General features: G+C 71.3%; 15 protein-coding genes. 2 read left to right on the top strand and 13 right to left on the bottom strand.

Going from position 1 to position 16,399, the window contains the following annotated elements:
- Positions 1-1,524: glycosyl hydrolase (locus tag AB0M52_RS15815; protein ID WP_363953775.1), on the top strand; the 1,524-nt coding region annotated here is incomplete at its 5' end.
- Between the two features lie 107 nt (positions 1,525-1,631).
- Here the strand turns inward: AB0M52_RS15815 and AB0M52_RS15810 are convergent.
- The 12 genes from AB0M52_RS15810 to AB0M52_RS15755 all read right to left on the bottom strand — a co-directional run bounded on the left by AB0M52_RS15810 (position 1,632) and on the right by AB0M52_RS15755 (position 14,613).
- Complete coding sequence (locus tag AB0M52_RS15810; protein ID WP_363953773.1) at positions 1,632-2,231, bottom strand: LUD domain-containing protein; 600 nt, start codon at positions 2,229-2,231, stop codon at positions 1,632-1,634.
- Positions 2,228-3,637, bottom strand: coding sequence for a LutB/LldF family L-lactate oxidation iron-sulfur protein (locus tag AB0M52_RS15805; protein WP_363953777.1), 1,410 nt, complete (start codon positions 3,635-3,637; stop codon positions 2,228-2,230). The genes AB0M52_RS15810 and AB0M52_RS15805 overlap by 4 nt, the downstream gene beginning before the upstream one ends.
- A 17-nt stretch (positions 3,638-3,654) precedes the next feature.
- Positions 3,655-4,428 carry a (Fe-S)-binding protein gene (locus AB0M52_RS15800; RefSeq protein ID WP_363953771.1) on the bottom strand — a complete coding sequence of 258 codons (774 nt, stop codon included), beginning with the start codon at positions 4,426-4,428 and terminating at the stop codon, positions 3,655-3,657.
- Between the two features lies 1 nt (position 4,429).
- A complete protein-coding gene (locus tag AB0M52_RS15795) occupies positions 4,430-5,944 on the bottom strand; it encodes a rhamnulokinase family protein (protein WP_363953769.1) in 1,515 nt (504 codons plus the stop codon).
- 5 nt (positions 5,945-5,949) lie between these two features.
- Complete coding sequence (locus tag AB0M52_RS15790; RefSeq protein WP_363953767.1) at positions 5,950-7,980, bottom strand: bifunctional aldolase/short-chain dehydrogenase; 2,031 nt, start codon at positions 7,978-7,980, stop codon at positions 5,950-5,952.
- A 102-nt stretch (positions 7,981-8,082) separates the two neighbouring features.
- Positions 8,083-8,304: a LuxR C-terminal-related transcriptional regulator gene (locus tag AB0M52_RS15785; protein ID WP_363953765.1), complete on the bottom strand. Its 222-nt coding sequence runs from the start codon at positions 8,302-8,304 to the stop codon at positions 8,083-8,085.
- Positions 8,305-8,417: 113 nt separating this feature from the next.
- Positions 8,418-9,599, bottom strand: coding sequence for an L-rhamnose isomerase (rhaI, locus tag AB0M52_RS15780; protein ID WP_363953763.1), 1,182 nt, complete (start codon positions 9,597-9,599; stop codon positions 8,418-8,420).
- Entirely contained in the window at positions 9,596-9,937 is a 342-nt protein-coding gene (locus tag AB0M52_RS15775) for an L-rhamnose mutarotase (protein WP_363953761.1), read from the bottom strand. The genes rhaI and AB0M52_RS15775 overlap by 4 nt, the downstream gene beginning before the upstream one ends.
- 18 nt (positions 9,938-9,955) lie before the next feature.
- Positions 9,956-11,023, bottom strand: coding sequence for a rhamnose ABC transporter substrate-binding protein (gene rhaS, locus AB0M52_RS15770; protein ID WP_363953759.1), 1,068 nt, complete (start codon positions 11,021-11,023; stop codon positions 9,956-9,958).
- Positions 11,020-12,069, bottom strand: a complete 1,050-nt coding sequence (locus AB0M52_RS15765) for an ABC transporter permease (protein ID WP_363953757.1) — start codon at positions 12,067-12,069, stop codon at positions 11,020-11,022. Before AB0M52_RS15765 ends, rhaS begins: the two co-directional genes overlap by 4 nt.
- The gene (locus AB0M52_RS15760; protein ID WP_363953755.1) at positions 12,059-13,117 is read right to left on the bottom strand and encodes an ABC transporter permease; all 1,059 of its coding nucleotides are present in this window, start codon (positions 13,115-13,117) and stop codon (positions 12,059-12,061) included. The genes AB0M52_RS15765 and AB0M52_RS15760 overlap by 11 nt, the downstream gene beginning before the upstream one ends.
- Entirely contained in the window at positions 13,114-14,613 is a 1,500-nt protein-coding gene (locus tag AB0M52_RS15755; RefSeq protein WP_363953753.1) for a sugar ABC transporter ATP-binding protein, read from the bottom strand. The genes AB0M52_RS15760 and AB0M52_RS15755 overlap by 4 nt, the downstream gene beginning before the upstream one ends.
- 299 nt (positions 14,614-14,912) lie before the next feature.
- Here AB0M52_RS15755 and AB0M52_RS15750 point away from each other — a divergent pair, with 299 nt between their 5' ends.
- Positions 14,913-15,908 carry a LacI family DNA-binding transcriptional regulator gene (locus AB0M52_RS15750; protein WP_363953751.1) on the top strand — a complete coding sequence of 332 codons (996 nt, stop codon included), beginning with the start codon at positions 14,913-14,915 and terminating at the stop codon, positions 15,906-15,908.
- A 287-nt stretch (positions 15,909-16,195) separates the two neighbouring features.
- Here the strand turns inward: AB0M52_RS15750 and AB0M52_RS15745 are convergent.
- On the bottom strand, positions 16,196-16,399 hold a 204-nt coding region (locus AB0M52_RS15745), incomplete at its 5' end, for a hypothetical protein (protein ID WP_363953749.1).

Below are 16,399 nucleotides of genomic sequence, written 5' to 3'. Positions count from 1 at the left end.
GCCGCCTTCTCGCCGTACAACGGCAACGGCATCGGCTTCTCGGAATCCTGGGGCCCCCGCCAGCCGACCTGGGGGCACGTGCCCGGCGTGGCCGGCTTCCTCTCGCGTACCCAGTTCGTGCTGCGCAGCGGTGTGCACAAGGTGGACATCGCGTTCTTCCGTCAGAAGGGCTGGGCCGGGACCGGGATCGGTGCCGCGTACTTCACCAACGACGGCATCCCGATCGGCTGGACGCACGGCTTCGTCTCGGAGCCGCTGCTGGATCTGCCGAACGCCGTGGTCCGGAGCGGCCGGCTGGCACCCGACGGCCCCGCGTACAAGGCGCTGGTCGTCGAGGGGGACGTCTTCCGGGGCCGGGAGTTCACCCTCTCCGTCCGGTCCGCCGAACGGATCCTCGACCTGGCCCGGGCCGGTCTGCCCGTCGTGTTCATCGGCGCCTGGTCGAACCCGCACGTGGTCGGCGTCGCCCAGCCGGGTGAGGACGCCCGGCTGCGGGAACTGCTGACCGCCCTGTTCGCCCGGCCCAACGTCCGGGTCGTCCCGGTCGCCGCCAACGTGCCGGATGCCCTCGCCGAGCTGGGCGTGGCGCGCGACGTGGAGTACCCCTTCTCCACCCTGATGACCGAGCACCGGTCGGCCGACAACGTCGACCTCTACTACCTCGCCAACGCCCGGCACGCCGAGAACCGTCGGATCAACCCCATCGACCAGGACGTCTGGCTCACCAGCCGGGTCAAGAACGCGATCCCGTACGTCCTCGACGCGTGGACCGGCAAGGCCCAGCGGATCGCGTCGTTCGAGCAGGACGGCAACCGGTTCCGGGTGCACGTGTCGCTCACCCCGGGGCAGTCGACGATCATCGCGTTCGGCGACAAGACCTGGCTGAACGACCCGACGGGTAGCGCGGTGCACGCGGTCACCAGCGAGGTTCCGGTTTTCTACCAGGGTGGCCGGCTGATGGCCCGCTCCACCGCCGCCGGGACCTTCGCCACCACCCTGTCCAACAAGCAGACCGTGCAGACCAGCGTGCCGGCGCTGCCCGAGCCGTTCGCCCTGACCTCCTGGGACCTGGAGGTCGAGGACTGGCAGCCGGGCGTCACCCCCAGCGAGACCATCAAGCCGATCCGTCGGCTCTCCCTGGACGGGCTGCGCGCCTGGCCGGAGATCCCCGAGTTGCAGGACACCTCCGGTGTCGGCCGCTACCGCACCACGGTCGACCTCGGGCCGTCCTGGACCGGCGGCCTCGGTGCCTACCTTGACCTGGGCGGGGTGTTCGACACCTACCGGGTGACGGTGAACGGTGCGGCGTTGCCGCCGTGCGACGTCCTCAGCACGCGGGTCGACGTCGGCCCGTACCTGCGCGCCGGCCGCAACACCATCGAGGTGGAGGTGGCCACCACGCTGTCGAACCGGCTGCGGGTGACCCGCCCCGAGGTGTTCGCGGTGGCCGCGCGGCAGGCGTACGGCCTGATCGGGCCGGTACGGCTGGTTCCATACCGCGAGGTCGCGCTGCGCAACGCGTGACCCGCGGACGCAGCACCTGAAACAGCCCCCCGCCTACCGGCGGGGGGCTGTTCGGTCGCCGGGGGGACATCGCCCGCCGGTGCGGCGGTCGGGCCGCCGCAGGTCTGTCACGACAGCAGGATGATGTGCAGGTTGCGGGGCCCGTGCACGCCTTCCACTCGATTGAGCTCGATATCGCTGGTGGCGGACGGCCCACTGATCCAGGTCAGCGGGCGGTGCGGGGACAGTCGGGTGAGCGCCTGCGGCACGGTGGCCACCACCTGGTCGGCCCGCAGCACGCACAGGTGCCGGTCCGGCAGCAGGCTGAGGACCCGGCGGCCCTGGTCGGGCGAGCCGTCGAGGACGACCGTGCCGGTTTCGGCGACGGCGACCGCCGCGCCGGTGACGACGCCGTCCGCCGCGCCGATCCGCCCGTTGTCGAGCCCCTCGTCGGCAAGCGCGGTCACCGTCGAGGGCAGCCAGGCAGGTGGCAACCCCGGCGGTACGACGATGGTGGCCTCCGCCGGCAGTATGTCGGCGATCGTGTCGGCGACGGCCGCCTCGGGCACCCGGTGCACGTGTGCCCGGTAGTCGGTCAGCCGCTCCACCAACCGGTCGAGGTCGAGCGTGCCCTCGGACCGGTAGTCGCGCGGCACCTCGACCGGCCCCGGGTTGCCGGCGGCCAGGGCGGCGCGCAGCCGGCCGAGGACGAGGTCGCGGGAACTCATCGCTCGGCCCACCAGTCGCGGAACGTCTGAGCCGGCGGGTCCGGCAGGTCGCGGCTGCTGGTCCAGCCGTTCAGCGGCGGCGGCAGGCCCCGGCCGCGCCGGCCAGCGAGCCGGCTCAGCCGGGCGGCGCGCTGCGCGGCCTCGTACAGCCTGGGTCGGTCCATCGTGTACGCGGCGGCGGCCATCGCGACGGACTCGGCGCGTGGGTGCGGCGCCTGGTCACGCAGGTGCACCAGCAACTCCGGAATGTTGATCTTCACGGGGCAGGCGTCGTAGCAGGCACCGCAGAGCGACGAGGCGTACGGCAGCGAGGCGTTGTCGGCCACCCCGGTCAGCTGCGGGGAGAGCACCGCGCCGATCGGTCCCGGGTAGACCGACCCGTACGCGTGCCCGCCGGTGCGCTCGTAGACGGGGCAGACGTTGAGGCAGGCGGAGCAGCGGATGCAGTGCAACGCCTGCCGGCCCACCTCGTCGGCGAGCACCGCGCTGCGCCCGTTGTCCAACAGCACCAGATGGAACGCCTGCGGCCCGTCCCCGGGCGTGACACCGGTCCACATCGAGGTGTACGGGTTCATCCGCTCGCCGGTCGACGCCCGCGGCAGCAGTTGCAGGAACACCTCCAGGTCGCGCCAGGTCGGCACCACCTTCTCGATCCCCATCACGGTGATCAGCGTCTCCGGCAGGGTGAGGCACATCCGCCCGTTGCCCTCGGACTCCACCACCGCCAGGGTGCCGGTCTCGGCGACCGCGAAGTTGGCCCCGGAGACCGCCACCTTCGTGGTGAGGAAGGTCTGCCGCAGGTAGCGGCGGGCGACGGCGGCGAGCGCGGCCGGTTCGTCGGTCAGCGCGGGATCGACACCCGGCATCGCGCGCAGGAAGATCTCCCGGATCTCGGCCCGGTTGCGGTGGATGGCCGGGACCAGGATGTGACTCGGGCGGTCGTCGCCGAGCTGCACGATCAGCTCGGCCAGATCGGTCTCCACCGGCTCGATCCCGGCGTCGGTGAGGGCCTCGTTCAGCCCGATCTCCTGGGTGGCCATCGACTTGACCTTGATCACCCGGTCGCTGCCGGTGGCGCTCACCAGGTCGGTGACGATCCGGTTGGCCTCGTTCGCGTCGGCGGCCCAGTGCACCACGCCGCCGGCCTGCGTCACCTTCGCCTCAAGCTGTTCGAGCAGCTCCGGCAGGCGGGCCAGCACGTCGGCCTTGATCGCGGACCCGGCCGTCCGCAGGTGTTCCCAGTCGGGCAGCTCGCCGATCACCGCACCGGACTTGGCCCGGATCGTGGTGGTGGCATGGCCGACGTTGCGGCGCAGCTGAGAATCAGCCAGGGCACGCCGCGCCGCCACCGGAAACGACTCCTCGCCTCGCAGGTGCCCCACCCCGGGCGGGGCGGTCGCCGGCATGCCGAGAAAGGTCTGCGTCACGACCGCACCACCAACTCGCTCGGCTCGCCGGGGATTCCACTCTGCTCGGTGGCGGCGAGGATCTCCGCGAGGTGCACGGTCCGCACCCCGGTACGCAGCCGGGCCAGCCCGCCGCCGATGTGCATCAGGCACGAGGAGTCCCCGGCCGTGCAGACGTCCGCGCCGGTGGCGAGAACGTGGCGCATCTTGTCCGCCAGCATCGCCGTCGAGGTGTCGGCGTTCTTCACCGCGAAGGTTCCCCCGAACCCACAGCACTGCTCGGCCGCCGGCAGCTCGACCAGGTCGAGGCCGCGCACCTCGCGCAGCAGCCGCAGCGGCCGGTCCCCCACCCGCAGCATCCGCAGCGAGTGGCACGTCGGGTGGTACGTCACCCGGTGCGGGTAGTACGCCCCCACATCGGTCACCCCCAGCACGTCGACCAACAGCTCGGACAGCTCGTACGTCCGCCCCGCCACCGACTCGGCCCGGCTGGCCAGCGCCTCGTCACCCGCCCGACGCGCCACCATGGCGTGCTGGTGACGCACCGACCCGACGCAGGAGCCCGACGGGGCCACCACCACGTCGTACGGGTCGAAGGTGCGCACATGTCGCCGCACCAGCGGCAGCGCCTCCTGTTGGTAGCCGGTGTTGATGTGCATCTGCCCGCAACAGGTCTGTCCAGTCGGGAAGACCACCTCGTGGCCGAGCCGCTCCAGCAGCCGGACCGTCGCCTTGGCCGCCTGCGGAAACATGGTGTCGGCCAGGCACGTCACGAACAGCGCGATCCGCACGTCACACCTCCACCCGTCGGGAAGCCGCCCGCCACGCGGCGGACTCGCCGCCCGGTTCGTAGCGCGCGATCTCCTGAGTCTGCCGCAACAATCCTCGGAGCGCAGCAAGGTCGTCGCCGACGACCCCGGCCGCGCGGGCCTGCACCAGCACGTTGCCGATCGCGGTGGCCTCCACCGGCCCGGCCAGCACCGGCAGGCCGCAGGCGTCCGCGGTGAGCTGGCAGAGCAGGGCATTGCGCGCACCGCCACCGACGATGTGCACGGTGTCGACGTGCCGACCGGAGAGGTCCTGGACCTGCCGCACCGCCCGACGGTGCGCCAGCGCCAGGCTGTCGATGATGCAGCGGACCACGGCGGCCGGCGACTCCGGCACCGGCTGACCGGTGCGGCGGCACGCCTCGGCGATGCGGGCCGGCATGTCGCCCGGCGGCAGGAACGCCGGCTCGTCGATGTCGACCACGCTGCGGAAGGCCGGTTCGCCCGCAGCGGCGGCCAGTAGCTCGGGCAGGTCGGGATTACCCCAGGTACGCAGCGACTCCTGCAACGGCCACAGGCCCATCACGTTGCGCAGGTAGCGGATGGTGCCGTCGACACCGCCCTCGTTGGTGAAGTTCGCCTGCCGGCTCGCCTCGGTGAGCACCGGCCGATCCAGCTCGACGCCGACCAGCGACCAGGTGCCGCAGGAGATGTAGGCGAAGTGCTCGCCGGTGGCGGGCACCGCGACCACGGCGGAGGCGGTGTCGTGGGAGCCGACCGCCACCACGTCCGGCGTACCGGGCAGGTCGAGGTCGGGCAGCACCGGCCCGATCCGGGTGCCGGGTTCCCGCAGCGGCGCGAAGATGTCGGTACGGATGCCGGCGGCGGCCATCACGTCGGTTGCCCAGGCGCGCTTGTGCAGGTCGTACAGCTGGGTGGTGGAGACGTTGGTGACCTCGGCGCCGATCTCCCCGGTGAGCCAGTAGGCGATCAGATCGGGGATCATGAGCAGCCGGTGGGCGGCGGCGAGTTGCGGCGAGCCGGCGGCGGCGACGAGTTGGTAGAGCGTGTTGAACGGCAGTTGCTGCAGGCCGGTGGTGGCGTAGAGCCGCTCGGCCCCGAGCTGCCGCGTCACCCGTTCCAGGACGCCCTCGGTGCGCGCGTCGCGGTAGTGCACCGGGTTGCCGAGCAGCGCGCCGGAGGAATCGAGCAGCCCGTAGTCCACCGCCCAGGAATCCACGCCGACGCTGGCGACCGGGCCGGCCGCCCGCAGCCCCGCGAGCACGTTGCGGTAGAGGGCGAGGATGTCCCAGTGCAGGGTCCCGCCGACCCGCACCGGCTCGTTGGCGAACCGGTGCGCCGCCGACAGGCGCAGGACGCCCGGGCCGACCTGGCCGACCATGACCCGGCCGCTGGAGGCGCCCAGGTCGACGGCCGCGACCTCGATCTCCCCCGATCCCCGGGGCCGCGGGGCCGGAGCCGGAGCCCCGGCCCCGGCCGCCAGATCCGGCTCGGCCGCCGGATCGGGTCGCTCCGGCATCATGGTCACCGCAGGAACGCGGCGGCGACGCCGGCGTCGACGGGGACGTGCATACCGGTGGTGTGCGACAGGTCGCCGGCGGTGAGGGCGAACACCGCGTTGGCGATGTGCTCCGGCAGCACCTCCCGCTTGAGCAGGGTGCGCTGGGCGTAGAACTCGCCGAGCTTCTCCTCGGGAACGCCGTACACGGCTGCCCGGTCGGCGCCCCAGCCGCCGGCGAAGATGCCGGAGCCGCGGACCACCCCGTCCGGGTTGATGCCGTTGACCCGGACACCGTGCGCGCCGAGTTCGGCGGCGAGCAACCGCACCTGGTGGGCCTGGTCGGCCTTGGCGGCGCCGTACGCGACGTTGTTCGGGCCGGCGAAGACCGAGTTCTTGCTGGCGATGTAGACGATGTCGCCACCGATGCCCTGGGCGATCAGCACCCGGGCGGTCTCCCGGGAGACGAGGAACGACCCCTTCGCCATCACGTCGTGCTGCAGGTCCCAGTCCCGCGCGGTGGTGTCCAGCAGCGACTTCGACAGCGACAGCCCGGCGTTGTTCACCACCAGGTCGACCCCGCCGAAGGCGAGGACCGCGGCCCGTACGGCGGCGGCGACCTGCTCCTCGTCGGTGACGTCGAGCGGCACGGCCACGGCGACGTCCGGTCCGCCGATCTCGCCCGCGACGGTCTCGGCGGCGGCGACGTCCCGGTCGGTCACCACGACACAGGCACCCTCGGCGGCGAGCCGGTGGGCGATCGCCCGGCCGATGCCGGACCCACCGCCGGTGACCAGCGCGATCCGCGTCGCGAGGGCCTTGGGTTTGGGCATCCGCTGGAGCTTGGCCTCCTCCAGCGCCCAGTACTCGATGCGGAACTTCTCCGCCTCGTCGATCGGGGCGTACGTCGACACCGCCTCAGCACCCCGCATGACGTTGATGGCGTTGACGTAGAACTCGCCGGCCACCCGCGCGGTCTGCTTGTTCGCCCCGAAGCTGAACATGCCGACGCCGGGCACCAGCACGACGGCCGGGTCGGCGCCCCGCAGCGCCGGGCTGTCCGGGCTGGCGTGCCGCTCGTAGTAGGCGCGGTAGTCGTCCCGGTAGGCGGCGTGCAGCTCCTTGAGCCGCGCAAGCGTCTCGTCCAGCCCGGCGGTGGGCGGCAGGTCGAGCACCATCGGTCGGACCTTGGTCCGCAGGAAGTGGTCCGGGCACGAGGTGCCGAGCGCGGCCAGCTCGGGCATCCGCTCGCGGCCGACGAAGTCGAGTACCACGTCGCTGTCGGTGTAGTGACCCACCTGCGCCCGGTCGGTGGCGGCGAGGCCACGCAGCACCGGGAAGAGAGCGGCGGCCCGGGCCTGGCGTTCCGGCTCGGGCAGCGGCTCGTGCACCAGCTTGCCGAACGGCTCGGGGCGGCCGTGCTCGGCGATGTACCGGGCCGCGGTGGCGATGATCTCGCGGGAGTTGGCTTCACACTCGTCGCTGGTGGCGCCCCAGGCGGTGATCCCGTGCCCGCCGAGGATGACGCCGATCGCCTGCGGGTTGGCCTGTTGCACGGCGGCGATGTCGAGGCCGAGCTGGAAGCCGGGTCGACGCCACGGCACCCAGAGCACCCGGTCGCCGAAGATCTTCGCGGTCAGCTCGGGCCCGTCGGCGGCGGTGGCGATCGCGATCCCCGAGTCCGGGTGCAGGTGGTCGACGTGTGCCGCCTCGACCAGGCCGTGCATGGCGGTGTCGATGGACGGCGCGGCGCCGCCGCGGCCGTGCAGGCAGTAGTCGAACGCGGCGACCATCTCGTCCTCGCGCTCCACGCCCGGGTAGACGGTGACCAGTGACCGGAGCCGGTCGAGCCGGAGCACGGCCAGTCCCCGCTCGGTGAGCGTGCCGAGGTCCCCGCCGGATCCCTTGACCCACAGCAGGTCGGTCGGCTCGCCGGTCACCGGATCGGTCTCCACCCCCTTGGCGGAGGTGTTGCCGCCGGCGTAGTTGGTGTTGGCCGGGTCGGCGCCGAGCCGGTTACTGCGGGCCAACAGGTCGCGCACCGCGGGATTCGTCATGATGTCCTTCGCAGTTCTCGGGCAAACTCGAACATGAAACGTTTCAGTCCTTCGCCCCCGAGGTTACGAGGGCGTCTCTTGTGGCGTCAAGCGGGGTCGCCGTCACACCAGGCCGCGCCGGGCAGCCCACACCACCGCCTGGATCGGCGTACTGACATTCAGCCGCTTGCAGATCACCCGCACGCGGCGCCGCACGCTGCGTTCGGACAGGTGCAACTCCCCCGCGACGCTCGCGGTGAGCCGGCCCTCGGCGAGCAACGCGAGCATGGCGATTTCGTCGTCCGTCAGCACGGCCGGCTCGACGGCCGTGAGGTGGTCAGGCATCTGGCAGTCCTTTCGCCCGGGGGACAAACGAAGGGATGCGGCCGCGACGCCGGTGGCCGGTCGGTCGACCTGAATGGTCGGCGACCGGCCCGGGCAGTCACCGGTGACGGATGTCAGGCACCCCAGCCCGCCTGCTGTCCGCCGACCCGCTCGGCCGTGACCCGCTCCAGGTAGCCGGAGCGCTTGTAGGCCGCGACCGGATCCGGGTCCAGGCCCATCTCCTCGCGCAGCTCGCGCAGCAGCGGCCGGACGTCGGTGTTGTACGCGTCCATCAGTACGGCGTTGGCCTCCAGCACGTCACCGGCCCGCTGCGCGGCGGTCAGCGCCGGCACGTCGACCAGCAGCGCCTTGGCGGTTGCCTCCTGGACGTTGAGCACCGACCGGATGACGGCCTGCACCTTCGGCTCGATGTTGTGGCACTGGTCCAACATGAACGCGATGCCCTGGCTCGGACGCAGCGCGTCCGCCTGGACGATCTCGTGCATGATCCGGAACAGCTGGAACGGGTCCGCCGACCCCACCATCAGGTCGTCGTCGGCGTAGAACCGGGAGTTGAAGTCGAACGCGCCCAGCTTCCCGGCGCGCAGCAGGAACGCCACGATGAACTCGATGTTCGTGCCCGGTGCGTGGTGGCCGGTGTCGATGACCACCTGGGCCCGCTCGCCGAGTTCGAGGCAGTGCGCGTACGCGGTGCCCCAGTCCGGCACGTCGGTCAGATAGAACGCCGGCTCGAAGAGCTTGTACTCCAGCAGCAACCGCTGCCGGCCGGTCAGCCGCCCGTACGTCTGCCGCAACGCCTCCGCGAGCCGGTCCTGGCGCTCCCGGATGCTGTCCTGCCCCGGGTAGTTGGTGCCGTCGGAGAACCACAGCTTCAGGTCACGCGACCCGGTGGCGTCCATGACCTCGACGCACTCCAGCAGGTGCCCGATCGCCTTGCGCCGCACCGCCGGGTCGGGGTTGGTGACCGAGCCCAGCTTGTAGTCGTCGTCCTGGAACACGTTCGCGTTGATCGTGCCAAGCTCGATGCCCTGCTCCTTGGCGTACCCGGCCAGCACGGCGTAGTCGTCCACCCGGTCCCACGGGATGTGCAGCGCCACCGTCGGCGCGACACCGGTGAAGCGGTGCACGGTCGCCGCGTCCGCCACCTTCTCGTACGGGTCGCGAGGCACGCCCTCCTGCGCGAACACCTTGAACCGGGTGCCCGAGTTGCCGTACGCCCAGGACGGCGTCTCGATGCGCTGCTCGCGCAGGGCATCGAGGACCCGCCGGCGCGTGGTCGGGTCGATCTCGGTCATTGCTGCTCCCCCAGTTGCTCTTCGAGATGGAAGATCTCGGTCAGGACGCGGAACCCGCGGTCGGGCCGCCCGCCAGGCAGGTCGGCGAAGAACGGGGCCATCTCGGCCTGCCACCGCGCGTTGACCTCGGTCGCCTCCATCGCCGCGCGCGCGGCGTCGAGGTCCTCGGTCAGGAAGTAGCCGACCAGCAGTCCGTCGTCACGAAGAAAGAGTGAATAGTCGTGCCAGCCCGCGTGCTTCAGCGCGGCCAGCATGTCGGGCCAGACGGCGGCGTGGCGGCGCCGGTACTCCGCCATCCGCTCCGGTCTGACCTGGAGAGTGAAGCAGATCCGGCGCACACCACACCTACCCGTGGATCAGAAGTTGAACTGGTCGATGTTCGACGCGGTGAACTCGAACGGGTCGCCCAGCAGGACCTCACCGTTCGCGCCGAGGGTGAACTCGCCGAGCTTGCCGGCGGTGAACTTCTCGCCCTCCTTGCCGGTGATGATCCCGGAGGCGAGCGCCGCACCGGTGTACGCGGCCAGGTAGCCGAGGTCGGCCGGGTTCCACAGGGCGAACGCCTTGACGGTGCCGTCCTTGACGTACTCGCGCAGCTGGTTCGGGGTGCCGAGGCCGGTCAGCTGCACCTTGCCCTTGTAGGACGAGCCGGAGAGGTAGCGCGCCGCGGCGGCGATACCGACCGTGGTCGGCGAGATAATGCCCTTGAGGTTGGGGTACTTCGACAGCAGACCCTGGGCCTCCTGGAACGACTTCTCGTCCTGGTCGTCGCCGTAGACCGTGGCCACCAGCTTCAGCTTGCTGTACTCCGGCTTGGCCAGCTCGGTCTTCATCAGCTCGATCCAGGCGTTCTGGTTCGTCGCGTTCGCCGTGGCCGACAGGATGGCGATCTCGCCGCCCTCGGGACCGACCGCGTCCGAGATCAGCTTGATCTGCGCCTGGGCGATGCCCTCCGAGGTGGCCTGGTTGACGAACGCGTCCCGGCACTCCGGCTTGGTGTCCGAGTCGTAGGTGACGACCTTCGCCCCGGCGGCCTTGGCCTCGGTCAGCGAGCCACAGACGGCGTCCTGGTCGTTCGCCGCGATGATGATGACGTCGGTGCCCTGCTGGGACAGCGTGTTGATGTACGACACCTGGGCCGACGGGCTGGCCTCGGACGGGCCGGTCTGCGCGTACTGGCCCTTGAACTCCTCGACCGCCGGCTTGCCGCCCTGGTTGTCCGAGGTGTCGAAGTACGGGTTGTTGACCTGCTTGGGCAGGAAGGTGACCTTGAGACCTTCCTTGATGGTGCCGGAGGCGTTGCCGTTGCCGTTGCCGGATCCGGCGTCGGTGCCGGTGCCGGTGTCCTCGGCGCAGGCGCCCAGGGTGAGGGCCACGGCGGCGAGTACGGCGGTCGCGACGACCCGGGTACGTCTGATGCTCATGAAGGTTTCCTTTCGAGGGTGGTGGCGGGTCGGCGCCGACGTAGCCGCTCGCGCGCCATCCGCACGAGGTTCGGTCCGACAACAGAGAGGATGAGCAGGGTTCCGGTGACGATGGTCAGCGCGTTCGCCGGCACGTCGGCCAGTTGCAGCGCGTTGCGGAGGATGCCGAGCAGAGCCACGGCGGCGATCACGCCGACGAGACCGCCGCGGCCGCCGAAGATGGACACCCCGCCGAGCAGCACGGCGGCCACCACCGCCAGTTCCAGGCCGGTCGCGTTGTCGGCCCGGGCACTGGCGAACCGGAACGTCCAGAAGACGCCGGCCAGCGCCGCCATGGCGCCGGTGGCGACGAAGAGCCAGAACTTGGTGCGCAGCACCGAGATGCCGGCGAAGTTGGACGCCTCGGCGTTGTTGCCGATCGCGTAGAGCGAGCGGCCGATCGGGGTGGCGTACAACAGCACGCCGAACACGACGGCGAGAGCCGCCAGGACCAGCACGAACCACGGGATGACCGTGCCCGGGATGGGTGCCACGGCGTTCTGGGTCCACGCCGGCGGGTAGTCGGCGATGGCCCGGTCGCCCAGGACGACGTACGCCAGGCCGCGGTAGAGCGCTAGCGTACCGATGGTGACCGCCAGTGACGGCAGGCCGAACACGGTGATGAAGACACCGTTCACCGCGCCGAGCACGGCGCCGAGCAGCAGGCTGAGCAGGATCAGCACCGGCAGCGACGTGACGCCGAGGTACCAGAGCTGCCCGAGCACCGAACAGGTGAGGCCGACCGTGCTCGCTACCGACAGGTCGATCTCGCCGGTGATGATGACGAGCGTCATCGGCAGCGCGATCAGGGCGATCGGGATCGCCTCCAGCGCCACGAACCGGTAGAAGCGGGGGCTGCCGACGCCCTCGATCGTGGCGCTGGCGACGAGCACCACGACGAGCAGCGCGAGGATGAGCACGGCGTCCCAGGAACCAAGCAGGCGACGCCAGGCGGGCGGCCCCGCCTTCGCGGTTCGCGCCGGGGTGACCAGGGTGTCAGTTGCCACGGGTCTTGCCTCCTCGCAGACGACGTGCCATGCGGACGGCGAGCGCCCGGTCGAGCCCGATGGCGGCCAGGATGAGCGCGCCGACGGCGGCGCGCTGCCAGAACGGAGTGACCCCGAGGACCGGCAGGGCACTACCGATGGTGGTCAGCAGGACGGCGCCGAGCGCGGCGCCGTACACCGAGCCGCTGCCGCCGAAGATCGCGACACCGCCGACCACCACGGCCGCGACCACGTTGAGCTCGATACCGAGCCCGGCATTGGCGTCGAGGGTGCCGAACCGGGCCGCGTACAGCACGCCGGCGAGCCCGGCGAGCGCCCCGCTGGCCACGAAGGCGAAGAAGACCCGGCGCCCTACCGCGATTCCGGACAACCGGGCGGCGTCCGGGTCCGAGCCGATCGCGTACAGCTCCCGACCGCTGCGGTAGTTCTTCAGCAGGTAGCCGGCGGCCACCAGCACGGCGACCGCGAAGAGCGCGAGCACCGGAACCCCGAGCACGGTGGCGTTGCCCATCCGCAGGAACTCGCGCGGCATGTCGGCGGCGTTGATCTGGCGTCCGGTGGCCCAGGTGTAGTCGATGCCGCGGAACACGTACAGCGTGCCGAGGGTGACCACCAGGGCCGGTACCCGCGCCGCCGCGATCAGGCCGCCGTTGACCGCGCCGCAGAGCGCCCCGAGCGCGACGCCGATCAGGATCGCCACCGGGATCGGCGTGCCGGGGTTGTCGACGAACAGCGCGCCGGTGGCGAACGCGGCCAGGCCGAGGATCGAGCCGACCGACAGGTCGACGTTGCGGGTGATGATCACGATGGCCTGGCCGACCGCGAGGATCGCCAGGATGGTCGAGCTGAGCAGCAGGTCCTTGATGTTCTGCGCGGAGAGGAACCGCTGGTTCACCCCGAAGGTCACCGCGACCAGGAGCACCAGCGCGAGCAGGATGCCCAGCTCGCGCACGACGAACAGCCGGTGCGCCAGGCGGGCGCCGGACTCCGCCTTCGGCTCGGGCCCGTTCGGTGCGGCGGGCCGCGATCGTACGTCTGACGTGGTCATGCGGCGGCCCCCCGTTGCCCGGTCGCGGCGAACATGACGCTCTCCTCATCGGCCTGGTCGCGGGGAATGTCGGCGACCAGCCGGCCCTCGTGCATGACGAGCACCCGATCGGCCATGCCGAGCACCTCCGGCAGTTCACTGGACACCATCAGCACCGCCACCCCCTCGGACGCGAGTTGGGAGAGCAGCCGGTGCACCTCGGACTTCGTGCCGACGTCGATGCCGCGGGTGGGCTCGTCGATCACGAGCACCCGGGGCTCGGTGGACAGCCACTTGGCCAGCACGACCTTCTGCTGGTTGCCGCCGGAGAGGGTCGACACCGCATCGGTGTTCCGCGCGGCCTTCACCTGCAACCGCTTGGCCCACTCCGCCGCCGAGCGCCGCTCGCTGGCGCCGAACAGCAGCCCGAGCCGGCTGAGCGCCCAACGGCGCGGCAGCGTGGCGTTGCGCTCGATCGACAGCTCCATCACCAGCCCCTGCTGGCGGCGGTCCTCCGGCACGAGCGCCAGACCCGCGTCGATCGCCGCCGGCGGGTCGCCCGGCCGCAGCGGGCGGCCGTCGACCCGCACCTGCCCGGCGTCGTACCGGTCGACGCCGAAGATCGCCCGGGCCACCTCGCTGCGGCCCGCGCCGACCAGCCCGGCGAGCGCGACGATCTCGCCGCCGCGCACGGTGAACGAGACGTCGTCGAAGTAGCCGTGTCGAGTGAGACCGTCGACCTGAAGGCGTACCTCGCCCGGCTCGGTGGCCATCTTGGGGAAGAGCGCGGAGATGTCCCGGCCGACCATGGTGCGTACCACGCCGTCCACGGTCAGGTTCCCGATCTCGTCGGTGGCGATCCACCGGCCGTCCCGCATCACCGTGACCCGCTGGCAGAGCGAGAACACCTCGTCGAACCGGTGCGAGATGAACAGGATCGCCGCGCCGTTGTCCCGCAGGGAACGCGCCACGGCGAAGAGCCGATCGACCTCGACGCCGGAGAGCGCCGCGGTCGGCTCGTCCATCACCAGCACCCGGGCGTCGAAGGAGAGCGCCTTGGCGATCTCGACGAGCTGCTGATCGGCGATGGACAGCCCACGGGCCGGCCGGTCCGGGTCGATCCGGACACCGAGTCGGGCGAACAGCTCGTTGGTGCGCTCGCGCATGGCGGCGGCGTCGATCCGGCGCAGCCCCTTGAGCGGCTGGCGGCCCATGAAGATGTTCTCCGCGACCGACAGGTCCGGGAACAGGGTCGGCTCCTGGTAGATGACGGCGATGCCCGCCGCGCGGGCGTCGGCCGGGCTGCCGAAGGCGACCGGCTGGCCGTCGAGCAGCACGCTCCCCGTGTCCGGCCCATGGACGCCGGCCAGGATCTTCACCAGGGTGGACTTGCCGGCGCCGTTCTCGCCGACCAGCGCGTGCGCCTCGCCGGCGTACAGTTCCAGCCGGGCGTCACGCAGCGCGGCGACGGCACCGAACGACTTGTCCACACCCTCCAGCGCCAAGACCGGAAGCACGTGGCCCCCTCAGGTTGTAGTTAACGGGGCAGTAATCAGAATCACGCTATGAAACGTTTCACTTGCGGCCCGACTCTAGGCGGCGCCCTGGCACCGGTCAAGGGTTTCCGGCTGGTTACCGACTCGTTATCCAACGCAGCCCCGGGCCCCTGGCGACTTGTCCGGCTCCGGCCACATCCGCGCGGCACATATCACGCCGAGCGTGCGCGCTGGTACGTTTCACCATCAGCCGGCGGACCGCCGGTGGACCGCTCACCACCTTGCTTGAGGGAGAGATGGCCGCCGCCAACATCAAACAAGTGGCGAAGCACGCGGGCGTGTCGCTCGGCACCGTCAGCAACGTGCTCAACCGGCCTGACCTCGTCTCCCCGACCACCCGGCAGAAGGTGCTCGACGCCATCACCGAGCTGGGCTACGTCCGCAACGACTCCGCCCGCCAACTGCGCGCCGGGCGCAGCCGTACCGTCGCGATCCTGGTCCTCGACGTGTCGAACCCGTTCTTCACCGACGTCGTGCGCGGCGCGGAGGCGGTGGTCGAGGAAGCCGGCGGAATGTTGATCGTGTGCAACAGCGGTGAGGACCCGCACCGCGAGCAACGCCATCTCGACATGCTCGAGGAGCAGCGAGTGCAGGGCCTGCTCGTCACCCCCGTCTCCGACGGCCGGCACCCCCGACTCGACGCGTTCGTCGAGCGCGGCATCCCGGTGGTGCTCGTCGACCGCGGCTCCGGACACCCGAGTCGCTGCTCGGTCGCCGTGGATGACGTCACCGGCGGGCGGCTGGCCGCCGAGCACCTCGCCGAGCGGGGACACGAGCGGATCGCGTACGTCGGCGGGCCGATCACGATCCGCCAGGTGGCCGACCGGCACCTCGGCGCCGCCACCGCACTCGCCGAGCGCGACGTGCCCCTGGAGCTGCAACTTGTCAAGACGTCCAGCCTGTCGGTCGATGCCGGCCGGCAGGCTGCCGACGATCTCGCGGCGCTGCCCCCGGACCGGCGGCCCACGGCGGTCTTCTGCGCCAACGACCTGCTGGCGCTCGGCCTTCTACAGGGCTCGATCGCGCACGGGCTGCGGGTGCCCGAGGACATCGCGATCGTCGGCTACGACGACATCGAGTTCGCCGCCGCGGCGGCCGTGCCGCTCAGCTCCGTACGGCAGCCCCGAGCCCAGTTGGGCCGCACCGCCGCGGAACTTCTCCTCGAGGAGTCGATCAACGAGGACGGCCACCAGCACCGGCACGTCCTGTTCCAGCCCGAATTGCTGGTCCGCAAGTCCAGCGACCACCATCGCTGACCCGTCGCGGACGAGGAAACTCCGGCAAACGGCTCTCAGCGGGTCGCGTCCCAGTAAACCGCCACGTCGTAGAGCAGCCGGACAGGATCACCGTTGGTGACCCCGACGAAGACCGGTTCACCAGCCGGGGTACGACCGCGGCGCCAGACCTCATCCCGTGCGGCGTCCCGGGACTCGCGCTGGAGTGACGACGACCTGTTCGAACGCGGCCTCGATGCCATCCTGGCTACCGCACCGCCGCCTGGCGACCAGTGAAGACCGCTGGGTCAGCCAGGGCAGCGGAAGCGTCAGTTCCGCTCGGATGCCGTGCCGGCGAGCCAGACCCCGGCGGCGACGGTGGCGCTGGCCAGGACGAGTCCGATGATGCGGCCGGGGGTGACCGTCAGGGTTTCCTGGAAGACGGTGATCCCGATGACGACGCTGGCGATCGGGTCGGTGAGGGTCAATGCGGTCAGCGGTGCGGCCAGCCGGCCGTGCTGGAACGCGGACTG

Origin of the sequence: Micromonospora sp. NPDC051296, from assembly GCF_040682255.1 — a bacterium.
GTDB lineage: Bacteria > Actinomycetota > Actinomycetes > Mycobacteriales > Micromonosporaceae > Micromonospora > Micromonospora craterilacus.
This window is presented reverse-complemented; position numbering and strand designations above follow the sequence as displayed.